The sequence below is a fragment of the Erysipelothrix inopinata genome (assembly GCF_014396165.1).
Lineage (GTDB): Bacteria > Bacillota_I > Bacilli_A > Erysipelotrichales > Erysipelotrichaceae > Erysipelothrix > Erysipelothrix inopinata.
This window is the reverse complement of record NZ_CP060715.1, coordinates 13,628-28,918: the sequence shown is the minus strand read 5'-3', so window position 1 is coordinate 28,918 and position 15,291 is coordinate 13,628. Positions and strand designations below refer to the sequence as shown.

The window sequence follows — 15,291 nt, the reverse complement described above, 5'->3', positions numbered from 1 at the left end:
TATGTTAATTACAAAGGGAAATTTGCTAGCATGTAAGGAATCCTTGCGACTTGCGAAATTGGGCTATGATTTAATGGATCGTAAGCGAATTATTCTGATGCAAGAACTTTCTAAGATGATGGACGATGTTAAGGAACTTCGTGATGTCATTGATGATTCTTATGTTAAAGCATACCTTGCACTTCAACGTGCTAACGTTTCTTTTGGTGTTATTAACCGTGTTGCGGAATTAATGCCAGTAGAAGAAGATATTAAAATTGTTTATCGATCGGTCATGGGAATTGAAATTCCTAAGGTTAGCATTGATGATAATCCTGAAATTGAAATTCCGTACGCACTCGGAATTAGTAATTCTCAGCTTGATGATGTCTATGTACAGATGCGCCAGGTTAAGATTTATACTGCCAAGCTTGCGGAGCTTGATAATGGAATGTATCGTCTTGCGAAAGCGATTGAAAAGAGTCGAAAGCGTGCAAATGCTCTCGAACAAATTGTTATTCCAGATTTAGAATATCAAATTAAAACAATTTCAGATGCTTTAGAAGAAAAAGAACGTGAAGAATTCACACGAATGAAAAAAGTAAAAGAAGTAAAAAGTAAACGAAACTAACTCAAGAAACTCTAGGTCATTAATCTGGAGTTTCTTTTTGGAAATTGAATCGTGATATCTATATATTTAATGTATGATGAGACTCTTGGTATGTGTGAATCAAGAAGTTATCCACAAATAAATAAAAACCATGTGGAAACTTGTCATCTGTAAAAGATATAAATTTTCACATAGATTCTTAAGTTAGCATTAAAATATTCCGTCATAAAGCGATTGCCTTAAATTTCATGGGTTTCTCGTTAAATACTTTTGATAACGCTGTCATAAAATGTTAGAATATGAGTGTTGTAGAAATAAAAAGGAGATTCGTTTATGATTAAAGGTATTGCTGCTTCGGCAGGTGTTTCCGTTTCAAAAGTATTCAAATTACAACACCCTGTATTGAATATTGAAAAACGTGATGCAGATAGTGAAACTGAAGTTAAAAAACTTCAAGATGCAGTCGTTAAGACTCAAAATGATATCACTGCAATTAAGGAACAAGCAGTGGGACGTCTCGCAGAAGAAGATCTTGCAATCTTCGATGCTCACCTTATGGTTACTCAAGATCCTGAGTTCGTAGGGCAAATTGAAGAAATGATCAAAAATGACAACGTTAATGCTGATTTTGCAGCTGATCAAGTTGGTAACATGTTCATTGGTATGTTTGAAAGTATGGATGATCCATATTTCCGTGAACGTGCAGCAGATATTAAAGACGTTGCATACCGTCTAAAATGCCATATCTTAGGTTTAAATATTCCTGATTTAACACGTATCAACGAAGAAGTTGTAATCGTTGCTGAAGATTTAACACCTTCAGACACAGCACAATTAGACCGTCGATTCGTTAAAGGATTTGCAACTGAAATTGGTGGACGTACATCACATTCCGCTATCATGGCAAGAAGCTTGGAAATTCCAGCAATCGTTGGAGCAGGATCAATCCTTGATCAATGCGAACACGGTGATGAAATTGTTCTTGATGCGCTTGAAGGTGTTATTATCTTCAAACCTACAGAAGAACAAAAAACTGAATATGCTGCAAAAGCTGAAGCATTTGCAGAACACCGCCGTTCATTACTTGAACTAAAAGATGCTGAGACAATCACAAAAGATGGTCATAAAGTTGAATTAGCAGGTAACATCGGTACACCTAAAGATGTTGAAGGTGTTAATAACAATGGTGGAGAAGCTGTTGGATTATATCGTACAGAATTCTTATACATGGATGCATCAGAACTTCCTAATGAAGAAGATCAATTTGAAGCATACAAGTCTGTACTTGAAAACATGGCTCCAGGTCGCGTTGTTGTTCGTACTTTAGACATCGGTGGCGATAAAGAACTATCATACTTAAAATTCCCACATGAAATGAACCCATTCTTAGGATACCGTGCGATCCGTTTATGTTTAGATCGTAAAGATATCTTCCGTGTACAAATTCGTGCGTTATTACGTGCATCTGTTTACGGAAAATTAAGCATCATGTTCCCAATGATTGCTACTATCCAAGAATTCCGTGATGCAAAAGCAGTTGTAGAAGAAGAAAAGAAAAACCTTTCAAAAGAAGGTGTTGCATTCAGCGATGATATCGAACTTGGTATGATGGTTGAAATTCCTGCAGCAGCGATTCTTGCTGATCAATTTGCTAAAGAAGCAGACTTCTTCAGTATTGGTACAAATGATTTGATCCAATACTCAATGGCTGCTGACCGTATGAACGAAAAAGTTTCATACTTATACCAACCATACAACCCATCAATTCTACGTCTTGTTAAGATGACAATTGCCGGTGCTCATAAAGAAGGCAAATGGTGTGGTATGTGTGGAGAAATGGCTGGAGACGAAAGAGCAATTCCATTATTACTTGGACTTGGCTTAGACGAATTCTCAATGTCAGCTTCTTCAATTCTTGAAGCACGTCGTATTATTCGTGATTTAAGTTTCGCAGAAATGCAAGCATTAACGGAACAAGCATTAAATTGTTCAACAACAGAAGAAGTATTAACACTTCTCGACAATGCTATCAAATAAACAAAAGAATACATTAGAGATAATCGATAGCCTTGTAGAAAATCACTTTAACGGTGAATCTACAGGGCATGACTATCAACACATTAAGCGCGTTGTGAATCTCACTTCGCGCTTAATTGCTAAGGAAGACAATGCATTTGTTCCGTTATGTATTGCTTACTTCCATGATGTATTTGATGACAAAATTTCACCAACTGATAATTTGGACAAATCTCTAAGAGAATTGTTTATCGAGTGGAATCTTGATCTGGAAGGCAATGAAACTGAGATTATCCTTGGTGTATCACAAATAGGATATCGCGGAGGATACGGTGTTAGAGATAAGATTAAATCAGCTCAATATGTTAGTGATGCAGATTTAATTGATTCTATGGGTGCGATTGGGATTGCTCGCACTTTCTACTATGCTGGTTCAAAAGGAACACCTATTTATGATCCGAATCTCGTTGGTCAATCTTATTCAAATTTTGAGGAATATCGAAACGTCGAAAGAAATGCTATTGATCATTTTGACGAAAAGTTACTAAAAATCATTGATTGGGTTACAACTCCTGAAGGAATCAAAATTGCCAAAAGACGACAAGCACTCATGCAAGAGTACTATGATCAGTTTTATTTAGAAATTGAAGAAACAAGTTAAAGAGGATGAGTCCTCTTTTTTTATGGTTTTACCGCTAAATCGCTATAAATGACCGTAAAACACCATATTATTGCACACAACTAAAAATAGTACCAACAATTATGGACAAAGGAGTTCGTTTGTGCTAAATTATATATGTTAATTGGTCTAGACCAATTAATTGCTTTGGGGGGAAATATGAAAAACAAAGATGCTTTTACTATGGTTGAAAATGTCATTGCGTTGGCAATTCTCGCTATTGTTTTAGTGTCTTTTTTTTCGTTAATCGTTCAAAACCAAGAAGTTATTGTTGCCTCAGATCGAACGATGGAGGCCAGCCAATTGGGGAAGAATGAACTTGAAGCAATTATTTACTTTTCCAACACGCATCTCGCAGATGATTTAGAAAAATCGACTTCACCGCTTGCAAGCTATATTAAGAAAGAGAATAAATATATAAAATCAGTGGATGATTTTGAGGTTATCGTTTCTTTCAGTGAAGACCACAATCCATTGTCTTTAAAAGTAAGTGACAAAGGAAAAATAGTCTTTGAAACATGGGAGTGGTTAACATATGCACAGTAAAAAAGGAATGACCTTGTTGGAACTTATGGTAGGCTTGTTTGTCTTTTCGATTATTATAGGATCAATACATCATATATTTTTAAATTTTATGAGCCATCATCAAAACCAAGAAATATCTGTACAAGTTCAAGAAGAGTCGGATCGTCTTAATTACTATTTTGAAAAAGATATTCGAGAGTCAAATCAACAGTTTAATGTGAATCAAAATGGTAATTGCTTCTTTTTGAAGGATACTGCGGAAACAGATTCAAAACTACAATATTGTTTGGAAGACAATACAATTTATCGAAATAAACAAGTACTTATGAATAATGTGAGCGAATTTAAAATTGAAGAGAATACAAATAAAATCATTCTGAAATTAAAAACTTCAGAGAAAGTTGGGGGCCAGTTTTATGAACAATCGTATACGTTACGAAATGTGGAATAAAATTAAAGAAGAAAAAGGATCGGCTTTAATGACGATGATTGTTTTCTTTCTAGTAATGGTTGTACTTATTTTTTCCATTAGTTCAAGAACATTGGCAACATTTCAAGAATCCAAAGATCGGAATAAGCACTATTCAGCTTATTATATTGCGGAAACAGGACTTAATCGTACAGTAACTTTACTTAAGGAAGATTTGAATAATCTTACGCATTTGGATCGATTAGATCTTACTGAGAGTTCGCATAAAGATTTTATGAGAGCAATCAATCAACTTATTGATGATCATCTTAAGGATGGTAAGTATGAAATTGAACCGGGTATCTTTGCAGATATAGAATTTTTAGAAACAAGTGAAGATGATACCTATGAAATAAGAGCAGCAGGTGTCTATGACTCACAAGTTAGAACCGTATCACAAACGATTATGAATTTGAGAAGCAGTGTTGTATTTCCTGTTACCGAATTTGTAGTAAATGATGCACTCCTTGCAGACAAGAAATTAATACTTAGAGAAGGTGTCATTGAAGGAAATATAGGAATCATTAATCCTGTTAAACAAGGACTCTTCATTAGTACTCGAAATCAGACGAAAGTTAACGGTAATATTTTTATTGGAAAAGGACACAAACCGGAAGATGTTTTAATTAGAGGCAATGATTACAGTCCAAATAATACTAATTATGATGTGAATGCTTCGAAAGCTTTGATTAGTTCTGGTCAAGTTGTAAATGGTACAGAGTATCCTGCATTACCTCAAACAAGGATGCCTAAGTTTCCTACTTCACAACAAAAAATAAAACCAAGTGACGTTTCAAATCCGAACGCTGTCAATAATAATGGGAATCTTGAAGTCAAAAACGGTCAACATATTACCCTGAAATTGAAAAATAGAATGACTTATATTCCGCAATTAAAAGTGGTTTCCAGTTGGGATAATTCACTCACGATTGATACAGAAAATCGAAATGTAGCAATCATAACGGATTATTTGGAAGCGATGGGTACCATTTATGTCAAGGGAAATGGAAGACTGACTATTTATGTTAATGGACATCAAGGAACTCCAAACCTAAACTTTAATCCAATAACGTTCATGAATATTGATTCTAAAACCAAAGGAGACAAGGATAAAATTGTCATCTTTGCAGAGAATAGCAAGAAACATACAGGATCAAAAATAACACCTGATGAGATTGTATTGAACCGCGGAGCAGCAAATATTGATAGCTCGGGATACTTTGGGAGTTTTATGGGGGAATGTCATACTATAAATATTTCTCAAAATTTAAACGCTAATATTATTTTAGTGGAGCAAGGAAGTTCGGTTGAGATTACATCTGCATCACCCCAGGTAACTTCAGAACTTTTCTTCATTCCTAATGGAAGTATTCGTTATGGTAGTAACTACTTTAAGGGTGCAATTGTAGCGCAAGAAATAGAGTTTATGGGGTCGAATCCGAAAATATATTATAAAGATCCTGATTTTACCAAGTTTCCTATTGAAATTTTGATGCCTGTTTCTTCCGAGGGAAATGGTCCGGACAATCCAGGACAAAGTGATGAAATTAAACTTGGACCAATCAAAGAGGTGAAACAATGACCTACAGAGTACAAATGATTGACCAGGCTGGGAAGAAAACCAAGACAGTGATGCAAGTTAAAAACGAGCATGAAATCGTAGATCTTGTGAAAGCACAAGGATGCTATCTTCTAGACTATGAAGTCTTTGAAGGGAAGCAAACGACTAAGAAGGTCAAGAAACTTAAAATGAAGTCGGCCAATATTTTTTGCTATCAATTAAGCACCATGTTGTCTTCAGGAATTAACTTACTTGATTCTTTACATCTTGTTCAAAGTAAGGCGAAGAATGATAAAGAACGAGCTATCTATCGTAATCTTTATGAGGAAGTTCAAAAAGGAAATTCTTTATCAGTTGCGATGAGTGCACAAGGTGGCGTATTTGACGATTTTCTAATTAGTATGGTTAAGTCTGGTGAAATGGGTGGTGATTTAGACGCGTCATTGAGAACGATGTCAGAACATTATGATAAGAGCCAAAAGATAAACGCTAAGATTAAAACGGCAAGCATGTATCCAACAGTTTTATTGGGGGTTGCTGTTACAGTTGTATTAGCTCTCGTCCTCTTTGTTCTCCCAACCATTACTGCGAACTTTGAACCGGATGATATGCCAGGGTCAACGCGATTCTTAATGGGAATATCTGACTTTATTCTTACAAAATGGTACCTCGTAATCGGAATATTATTAATTTTCATTGTTGTGGGAAAAGTATTGTATGATACGCCACGAATTAAAATTCGAGCTCACAAGAGATTACTTCATCTACCTGTGGTGGGTCCGTTGTTACAAACCATTTACTCATCGCGTTGCGCCCGTTCATTTTCTTCTTTATACAATCATGGTGTTTCGACATTGGATATGATTGAACTTACTTCAGAAGTAGTTGGAAATGCGTATTTATCTGAAGAGTTATTAAAGATTAAACAAAACGTAACGAACGGATCCAGTATTTCCGAATCGATTGCGAATGTGAAAGAGTTTGAATCGATGTTTGGTTCAATGCTAAAAGTTGGTGAAGAGACGGGATCATTGGGTGATATCCTCGGAAAAACAGCTCAGTATCTTGATGATGAAGCTGATGCCGCTATAACGAGGCTGATTGGTTTAATAGAGCCAATCATGATTGTGGTTATGGGAATCATTGTCGCATTTATTGTTATCTCGATTATTCAACCAATATTTAAAATGTATGACACTGTTCAATAAGGAGGGATAGTATGGCAATGGCGATTACGTTACGTGATCAATCAATTCAGATTGTTCATGCGAAAACATCAGGATCAAAAATTAAAAAAATTCATCGTGTTGTAACTGAACCGTTTGACCTTATTGATCCACAATCGAAGCACATAAAAGATTTAGATGAATTTGAAGAGCGATTACAATTTCTACTCAGAGGTTATCAAATTAAAGAAAAAGAAGTGTCAATTGTGCTCGATAATGCCATGGTACTCACGCACACCATGACAATACCTAAAGTGGATAAAAAGAAACAAAAAATGATTGTACAAAACGAAATGATGTCATATTTCAATATTGGACTCGACTACATATGCGATTATCAGGTCATAAGAACGAGCCATGATAAAAGCAATAAGACTGAGTTTATTGTTGCTTCCGCAATATCAAAAGAAGCAATTGATCAAATTTCTACAGTTTGTCATCATCTTAAATTAAAAATTAAGACAATAAGCACTGCATTAGCAACATCCCTACATTTTATTGAATCAATGGATCTCATAACGTCAGGGAGTCCGCAACTCTTTGTGGATTATCAAGAAGACTACACGCGAATCTTCCTAACTGAAAAAGGTGAATTAAAATCTTTACGCACACTACGATATAGAGGAAAAAGTGAGCATGATAAAGTTTATATGATTATTAAATCATTAGAACATATGAACCAATACCTAAAAGAAAAGGGACTTGGTCCTGTTACTGTAGTACGACTTGTAGGAAGTCCTAAAAAAATTGAAGTGGTGAAACGTATTTTGGAATCTGAATATCAAATACGATGTGAAGCGGTATTATTGAATGAAGTATTGGGTGTTACCGATTTAAAAATTAATAACTGTTTTAGTACGATTGGAGTCATGTTATGAGTAAAAAGATGAATTTATATCAAACATCCAAAACGACTAAGAAAACAACGAATAAAAAGGGTATCAATAGTAAACCGCTTATTATCCTACTCTGTGTCTTTGGGATTTGCGTAATGTATGCTTTTAACCTTAACAAAAAACGAACCTTGATGACTGAAAAAGAAGCGTTACTTTTGATGGTAGATAATGTTGAGTATCAAAAAGTCTATCAAGAGCATCAGAACTTAACCAAAGATATGACGATGAATCGTGCCTTCTTAAAGCAAATTGATTCTGTGAATGAAACTTTAGACTCGTACCAAGATTTTTCAGGAGAAGAATTAAAATCATATCTAAGTTTGATGCCATCGGGGGTGACTTTAGATAAACTAACAATCCAACAAAATCAATTAACGATCGGGGTCTCAAGTTCAAGTACGGCAGCACTCTCAAGATTTGTTTCTAATATCAAATTAGATAAATATGAACGAAAAGTTCATTACTCTGGATATCAAGAAAAAACAGACCAAGGCGGTTATGAAGGTCAAATTATTGTAGAGATTGAGGGAGGACAATCATGAAGAAACTTACAAAACGTGAAGAAATCCTACTCTTAATATTAGCGTTAATTATTATTATTTTAGGAGGTGTTATGTTTTTAATTAATCCTCTAAAAAATGATATTGAAGCACTTGAACTCGAAATGGATGACTTGCGTAACACGGAAATGGAGATGCAGATTGCAGTTCCTAATATTAAAAAAACACGAGAAAATCATCAAGATGTTAAGAATGAAGTGATTGATTCCTTAGATAAAATTTCTGATCCAATCCAACCTGAAACCTACGATTTGCAGATTCGACACTATGCTACAGAAACTAACTTAAAGATTAATAAGCTTGGATTTCAAGATGGATTGCTTGCAGATATTAAAAACAAAAACATCAAAGAAAAAGAAGCCTCTCAGCTTCAGGAAAATATTGATCGGATTAATGGTCAACCAGTCAATACTAAAAAAGAGAATGAATCACCAGAGAGTGAATCAGATAATAAACAAGAATTATGGATCTATACGTTGACTGTCGAAGTGTCCGGAAATAGTAATGATATGGTAGATTTTATTTCTAAGATTCAAGAAAGCATGCCACGAATCTATCTCCAATCTGTTTCACTTGATACACAAAGAAATTCAGGAATCCTTAATTTTAGTGTTTATTCATTAGATAAAATAAAAACTGAATGAAAGTCATCCAGTTAGAAAAAGCTTAAATACCAAATAATAATGTCTTGATAGGCCACGAGTGCTATGTAAGCCCCAATGCAAATAAACGGTCCATATGGAAGTTGCGCCTGCATTGATTTCTTCTTAGTAAGAAGTAGAGCAATGGCGTACACGCCACCAATGATGGAGGTAAGCATAAAGCTCATCAACATGGGGTTTACCCCCAGATAAAGTCCTAATGCAGCAACAAGCTTAATATCGCCACCGCCCATACCTTGGGTCAATATGGCGAGAATTAAGTAAGGAACACTGATGACCAATGCGCCAATCAAGTGATCTATCCAAGAAAGATTAAATGTAATAATTCGTAGAATTGCAAGAATTGCAATGAGAACATGAAAACGATCAAATATCATAAACGTATCAATATCTATAAAAGTAATGCAGATAAGCAGTGATACAAAAATTAAATTTAAGATTAAATCAATGTTTGTAGAACTCGTAATTGAAACACCAAGATAGGCAAACGCTGTGATGAGTTCCAATAACGGATAGCGCAAGGGTAACTTCGTTTTACAATAACGACACGTACCTTTACTTAAACAATAACTTATGACCGGAACTAAATCTCTTGGACCTAGGTCATGTTTACATTCATTACAATGAGAACGTCCATAAACCAATGATTCATGACGTGGAAGGCGATTAATCACGACTCCTAAGAAGGAACCAATGATTAGGCCAAAGCAGAAAATCGTTATCCCCATATTATCACCCAGCACTATTATAGCAAAAGAAAGGATGATTCGATGAACAATTTCAATATTGGAAAAATGCTTGTAGAAGAAAAGATGATTACTAAAGATCAATTGAATGAAGTCCTGTCGGTACAAAGAAAAACATTTGAGCCTTTAGAACATATTTTACTTGATCATGGATACATCACGGAGACTGATGTCTTAAAATTTACGACTCGAAAATTGGGACTAGAGTTTATAGATGATCCCTCACAAAAGGTTGATCAAGAATTACAAAATATTGTTAGTGAGGCTTTCTTAAAACGACATGAAATTGTTCCGCTTTTTATTAAAGAAGGCACATTGACCTTTGCATCGGCAGATCCTTTCAATTTTGAAGCTATGGAAAATCTTTCTATGATGACGGGAATGAACACCAACCTTGTCGTTTCAAGTTCGATGGCTATCGAATCTGCCATTAATAAACTTCATTCATATGGAAAAATTGATGATGATAATTTGTTGGGAGAAATCGAAATATCAACAGAAGATAAAGCACTTATTGAACGTGTTGAATCTGCTCCAGTTGTAAAACTAGTAAATTCAATCATTACCCATGCGTATGAAGTTAATGCCAGTGATATTCATATTAATCCTGAAGAAACGTATACGAATGTGAAATTTAGAATTGACGGTCAACTTAAGGACTTCATGAAGGTTAGACGTGAACTTCACGATCCAATGATTACGAGAATAAAAATCATATCCAGCATGAACATTGCGGAAAAACGAATTCCTCAAGATGGTGCTTTTCGCATTGATAATCCCAAAATGAAACTTGATATGCGAGTTGCAACGATTCCTTCAGGATATGGAGAAAAGGTCGTTATGCGTTTATTAGGAAGTGAAAAGAACATTGATTATGATCTTGATAAACTGGATTTATCTGACAGTATTAAAAGACAACTCAGAGATATCATGCAATTGCCTAACGGAATCTTATTAATTACGGGGCCAACAGGTAGTGGAAAAACAACAACACTCTATTCAATGCTCTCAGAGATTAATGCTCCAGAAAAAAGTGTGATCACAATTGAAGATCCAGTTGAGAAACACTTTGAAGGTATCTCACAAGTTACAATAAATAATAAAGCAGGGTTAACATTCTCATCGGGACTAAGATCGATTTTACGACTTGATCCTGATGTAATCATGGTTGGTGAAATTCGGGACGCAGAGACAGCTTCAATTGCGATTCGGGCTGCGATTACGGGTCACTTTGTATTATCAACCTTACATACCAATGATGCACTTTCATCCGTAACGCGTCTTATCGATATGGGTGTTGAACCATTCTTGGTTGCCTCATCCGTGAAGTGTGTTATTGCACAACGATTGGTTCGAAAAAATTGTCGCCATTGTAAACATAAAGTAGCCGTGTCTGAATCAGATCGGATTGCTTTAAAAGAACCAAGCTTAAGTTATCAATTTAAAGGAGAAGGTTGTGATCGATGTAACCACACAGGCTACGCAGGCCGTACTGCGGTGTTTGAAGTGGTACCCATTGATGCAACCATGCAAAACCTCATTACCCAGCAGGAACCGATGCATAAGCTTGTTGACTATGCACGTTCACGAAACATAGCTTTTCTAAGGGATGATGTCATGCGCCTTGTGAAGGGAGGGGATACAACAGTCGAAGAAGCACAAAAGATTCTATACGGAAGTGAAGTAGTAATTGATGATTAGAGAGGGGATAAATAAAATGAAACTAATCAAAAAACAAAACAATAAAAAAGGATTTACATTAATTGAACTGGTAATTGTAATTGCTATCTTAGCAATCTTAGCACTAATCTTAATCCCAGCAATGAGTGGGTATATTGGAAGTGCAAATACATCTAAAAATCAAGCAGATGCAAGAAGTTTGTTTACTGCCGCATCAGTGGTAGCTGCTGAAACAAAAGTTGGTGAAAGTATCGATGCAGAGACTGCTACAAAAGCAGGTAAACCTGATGCAGATGTAAAAGTGACAAGAAATACTACAGATGGGACTGTTGAGTCAATAACTTATACTCCTGAAAAAGGAGATATAATCATATTTGATGGTAAAGATTTCAAGTAACTAAAACACTGTGAATATTGTATCAAACGAAGTGCCGGGAATTTGTGGCACTTCGTTTTTAACGTAAAGCCCTTTCAACTATAATTACCGTATGGAGGTAAATATGGAATTAGTAGAAATCATTAAAGATTCATCTCGCTTATTTATTGGGGATGAAGTTGGACAAGACTATCTTTTTGATGAATATGTTGGGCAAGCAAAAAGTGTTCATGCTGTAGCATTACCCTTAACACATGAAGAAGTCGTGGCTTTAGTTAAATATGCCAATGAAAAAGATTTAAAGATTATTGCAAGGGGAGCAGGCACCGGTCTCTCAGGAGCTACCGCACCGCTTGAAAATGAACTTATTATAGATTTATCAAAAATGAATAAAATTATTGATTTGGATTTAAATACAATGACTCTAACGGTTGAACCTGGTGTTCAATTGCATGAGATTCAAGAGTATGTTGAGTCACGTGGATTTTTCTATCCGCCAGATCCAGGGTCAAAGAATTCTACGATTGGCGGAAACGTTGCTACCAATGCTGGTGGGATGCGTGCAGTGAAGTATGGTGTAACGAGAGACTACGTTCGAACGATCCGTTTAGTACTTGCAGATGGTCGTGAATTGACGGTAGGAACCCTTAACGTTAAATCAAGTTCAGGGTATGATATTAAGGATCTCTTCATTGGTTCGGAAGGAACATTAGGAATTAGTACACTCATTCAATTGAAGGTTATTCCTTTACCAAAAGTTAAGAAATCATATATTATTGCATTTGATAACTTGTTAGAAGCAACCCGTTGTGTGAATACAATTCTTCATTCAGGAATAGCACCAACAGCGCTAGAGTTCTTTGAACGTGACATGATTCAACTTAGCGAGAAAGAAACAGGTTTGGTATTCCCTACTAAAAAGGGACATTCCTTCTTACTTGCAACTTTTGATGGCGATGATGCTTCATTTATTGATCAACGTGCAGGTGTTTTAAAAGAAATAGCCGACAAGCATGAAGCTGAGGACTATATTATTCTTGAAGGACAATCTGAAAAAGATGCATGGAAATTGCGTGATACCTTGTTGACGGCAGTTGTTAATTATACTGAACAAGTCACGATGGATGAAACAGTACCAATTCATCATATCGCAACGATCTATGAATATACAAAAGAATTAGAAGCTAAGTATGGATTAAAACTTATGAGTTTTGGACATGCTGGGGATGGAAACTTACACACTTGTGTACTCCGTGGTGATATCGAATCAGACAGTGAATGGCATGAAACCTTAGATACTGTTCTTAATCTACTCTATAATAAGATTCAAGAATTAGGTGGTCTCCCATCTGCTGAGCACGGTATCGGCATAATTAAAAAGAAATATTTTGGTAAAATGATGGATCCTGTATATCTTGACTTAATGTCAAGCATTAAGACAAGCTTTGATCCTACGAATCGTTTAAATCCAGGTAAACTTGTAATATAAAACAAAAGCCGTTATACATTAAAGTGTATAGCGGCTTATTTTATGAATAGATTTTAACGTGAACTTCATAAGGTGTCGATAGTGTATCAAATGATGAATCGGCACTTGATAGATAGTGATAGTCACCACCTTGGATTGATGCTTTGATATGTTTGATATTTGGATAAACCTTAAGTATTTCTTGATTCATATTTTCAGGAATTGTACCTAATCTATGGAGATCATCCTGAGACATTCCCCCATGGATTGTAAGAACGTCAGTTTTCTTATTGTGAGATAGAGCGACAAACGGAATTGCTTCAAAGTTCCACTTCCATATTTTCTCGTCAATTCTGTTAAGTTTTAAAAGTGTCTCAAGATTACAATTAAACTCAGGATTCATATCAAGACTTTTAAAATCGTTCATTACGGATATGAAATCTAAAATTTGATTTTCGGATGAATTGATTGTAATCCAACCTTCTTCTTGAGAATCACTATGTTGAGTGTGTGATAAAGTTACTTTCTGTGGTTGTACTTCATCAATTTTGTTTGCGTTCAGAGTGTCATTATCGAGTTCGACTTCTGTTATATCTTCTTCAATGTCATCATCTGAGACCATTTCGTCAGATCCAAGTTGTTGATCAAGGTCATAATTTCTGTAGAAATTGAAATTTAAGAAAGAGCAAATAAGACTGATAAGTGTTAATGTTGCACAAATGATTAAAAACATTTTGTCATGTTCTCGATAGAACATATAGCTCACAATTGCCAATCCAAAGCTCAACAACAATAGTATAAAACCTGATAAAAAATATTTGTTTTTGGTGCGCATAGGGACCTCCTAATTCTCTTTAATTGAAATCATTTCAATACTGGTAACTGGGATTAAATAATCACCGTCAGGTGTTGTGAAATGAATCATTCTATTATCTGAAACAGTCGTAGTAAAGTTATAGATAATACGTGATACCTTATGAGATTGACCCACACTGACTTCATTAATAAAACAATCATCATCCAGTTTGAATTCTCGTCCGCTAATCATTGTAACAATAACTTTCATTACTATACCCCTTTTCTATACTCTAATTATAACACCTTGCTTAAACTTACAGTATTGTTTCATTACTTATTCTTATATTTATGTATAATAGAGTGAGAAAGGATTCAGTTATGACAAAAAAGAAACAAACTAAAAAAAGAAAAGATCATCAAGTAATCCTTAGTTTACTACTTATGTTTAGTGTTTTACTCTTCTTAAATGTTGTGGTTGCAAATCGTAAACAACCTGAGGAACCTAAAATGCCTGTTTACCAAGAAAAGTTTATTAAAGAAATGGTCCCATACGCTGAAAAGTCACATCAGAAAATGGGAATCCTGCCTAGCATCGCGATTGCACAAGCAATCTTAGAGTCAGATTGGGGTCAAAGCCAACTTGCAATTGACGCCAATAACTTATTTGGGGTTAAAGGTGATTACAAAGGAATGTTTGTGAGTGTACCAACTAAAGAATATGAAAATGATAAATGGATAGAAATCATGGATGATTTTAGGAAGTATCCAAGTTTCCAAGAGTCCTTTGATGATCATGCAACATTACTCAATTCAAAGTATTATAGAACTGTGAAGAATGCAAAGGATTATAAAGAAGCTGCCCTTGCTCTTCAAACGATGGGATATGCTACTGACCCAAACTATGCAGAAAAACTCATAGAAATGATTGAAACTTACGAATTATATCAGTATGATAAGAAATAGGGATGGTGGAACTTATGGAAACTTTATATAAAGATATTATTGTATCCTACCCAATTGGAATGGATATGAAACATGTT

Annotated in this window: 17 protein-coding genes; 14 read left to right on the top strand and 3 right to left on the bottom strand. The window is 35.2% G+C overall.

Features of this window, described 5'->3' with window-relative positions:
- Position 1 precedes the first annotated feature (1 nt).
- The 10 genes from H9L01_RS00150 (at position 2) to H9L01_RS00105 (ending at position 9,165) form a co-directional block, all read left to right on the top strand.
- Entirely contained in the window at positions 2-610 is a 609-nt protein-coding gene (locus tag H9L01_RS00150) for a V-type ATP synthase subunit D (protein ID WP_187533952.1), read from the top strand.
- Positions 611-922: 312 nt separating this feature from the next.
- Complete coding sequence (gene ptsP / locus H9L01_RS00145; protein WP_187533951.1) at positions 923-2,626, top strand: phosphoenolpyruvate--protein phosphotransferase; 1,704 nt, start codon at positions 923-925, stop codon at positions 2,624-2,626.
- Complete coding sequence (locus H9L01_RS00140) at positions 2,613-3,266, top strand: HD domain-containing protein (protein ID WP_187533950.1); 654 nt, start codon at positions 2,613-2,615, stop codon at positions 3,264-3,266. Before ptsP ends, H9L01_RS00140 begins: the two co-directional genes overlap by 14 nt.
- A 177-nt stretch (positions 3,267-3,443) precedes the next feature.
- Complete coding sequence (locus H9L01_RS00135) at positions 3,444-3,830, top strand: type II secretion system protein (protein WP_187533949.1); 387 nt, start codon at positions 3,444-3,446, stop codon at positions 3,828-3,830.
- The gene (locus H9L01_RS00130) at positions 3,820-4,260 is read left to right on the top strand and encodes a prepilin-type N-terminal cleavage/methylation domain-containing protein (protein ID WP_187533948.1); all 441 of its coding nucleotides are present in this window, start codon (positions 3,820-3,822) and stop codon (positions 4,258-4,260) included. Before H9L01_RS00135 ends, H9L01_RS00130 begins: the two co-directional genes overlap by 11 nt.
- Positions 4,226-5,860, top strand: coding sequence for a hypothetical protein (locus tag H9L01_RS00125; protein WP_187533947.1), 1,635 nt, complete (start codon positions 4,226-4,228; stop codon positions 5,858-5,860). Before H9L01_RS00130 ends, H9L01_RS00125 begins: the two co-directional genes overlap by 35 nt.
- Entirely contained in the window at positions 5,857-7,047 is a 1,191-nt protein-coding gene (locus tag H9L01_RS00120) for a type II secretion system F family protein (protein ID WP_187533946.1), read from the top strand. The genes H9L01_RS00125 and H9L01_RS00120 overlap by 4 nt, the downstream gene beginning before the upstream one ends.
- An 11-nt stretch (positions 7,048-7,058) precedes the next feature.
- Positions 7,059-7,943: a pilus assembly protein PilM gene (gene pilM / locus H9L01_RS00115; protein WP_187533945.1), complete on the top strand. Its 885-nt coding sequence runs from the start codon at positions 7,059-7,061 to the stop codon at positions 7,941-7,943.
- Positions 7,940-8,503 carry a hypothetical protein gene (locus H9L01_RS00110; RefSeq protein ID WP_187533944.1) on the top strand — a complete coding sequence of 188 codons (564 nt, stop codon included), beginning with the start codon at positions 7,940-7,942 and terminating at the stop codon, positions 8,501-8,503. Before pilM ends, H9L01_RS00110 begins: the two co-directional genes overlap by 4 nt.
- A complete protein-coding gene (locus H9L01_RS00105; RefSeq protein ID WP_187533943.1) occupies positions 8,500-9,165 on the top strand; it encodes a hypothetical protein in 666 nt (221 codons plus the stop codon). The genes H9L01_RS00110 and H9L01_RS00105 overlap by 4 nt, the downstream gene beginning before the upstream one ends.
- Before the next feature lie 11 nt (positions 9,166-9,176).
- On the opposite strand, the gene H9L01_RS00100 is transcribed toward H9L01_RS00105, so the two are convergent.
- On the bottom strand, positions 9,177-9,911 hold the full coding sequence (locus H9L01_RS00100; RefSeq protein WP_187533942.1) for a prepilin peptidase: 735 nt from the start codon (positions 9,909-9,911) through the stop codon (positions 9,177-9,179).
- A gap of 42 nt (positions 9,912-9,953) precedes the next feature.
- Between H9L01_RS00100 and H9L01_RS00095 the strand changes: the two genes are divergently transcribed.
- The 3 genes from H9L01_RS00095 (at position 9,954) to H9L01_RS00085 (ending at position 13,474) form a co-directional block, all read left to right on the top strand.
- Complete coding sequence (locus H9L01_RS00095) at positions 9,954-11,630, top strand: GspE/PulE family protein (RefSeq protein WP_187533941.1); 1,677 nt, start codon at positions 9,954-9,956, stop codon at positions 11,628-11,630.
- Between the two features lie 16 nt (positions 11,631-11,646).
- The gene (locus H9L01_RS00090) at positions 11,647-12,006 is read left to right on the top strand and encodes a prepilin-type N-terminal cleavage/methylation domain-containing protein (protein WP_223151031.1); all 360 of its coding nucleotides are present in this window, start codon (positions 11,647-11,649) and stop codon (positions 12,004-12,006) included.
- 103 nt (positions 12,007-12,109) lie between these two features.
- A complete protein-coding gene (locus tag H9L01_RS00085; protein WP_187533940.1) occupies positions 12,110-13,474 on the top strand; it encodes an FAD-binding oxidoreductase in 1,365 nt (454 codons plus the stop codon).
- A gap of 40 nt (positions 13,475-13,514) precedes the next feature.
- Here H9L01_RS00085 and H9L01_RS00080 read toward each other — a convergent pair whose 3' ends face one another.
- Both H9L01_RS00080 and H9L01_RS00075 read right to left on the bottom strand, forming a co-directional pair.
- Complete coding sequence (locus tag H9L01_RS00080) at positions 13,515-14,288, bottom strand: hypothetical protein (protein ID WP_187533939.1); 774 nt, start codon at positions 14,286-14,288, stop codon at positions 13,515-13,517.
- Positions 14,289-14,297: 9 nt separating this feature from the next.
- On the bottom strand, positions 14,298-14,519 hold the full coding sequence (locus tag H9L01_RS00075) for a hypothetical protein (protein ID WP_187533938.1): 222 nt from the start codon (positions 14,517-14,519) through the stop codon (positions 14,298-14,300).
- Between the two features lie 110 nt (positions 14,520-14,629).
- Between H9L01_RS00075 and H9L01_RS00070 the strand changes: the two genes are divergently transcribed.
- The gene (locus H9L01_RS00070) at positions 14,630-15,214 is read left to right on the top strand and encodes a glycoside hydrolase family 73 protein (RefSeq protein WP_187533937.1); all 585 of its coding nucleotides are present in this window, start codon (positions 14,630-14,632) and stop codon (positions 15,212-15,214) included.
- Positions 15,215-15,291 lie beyond the last annotated feature (77 nt).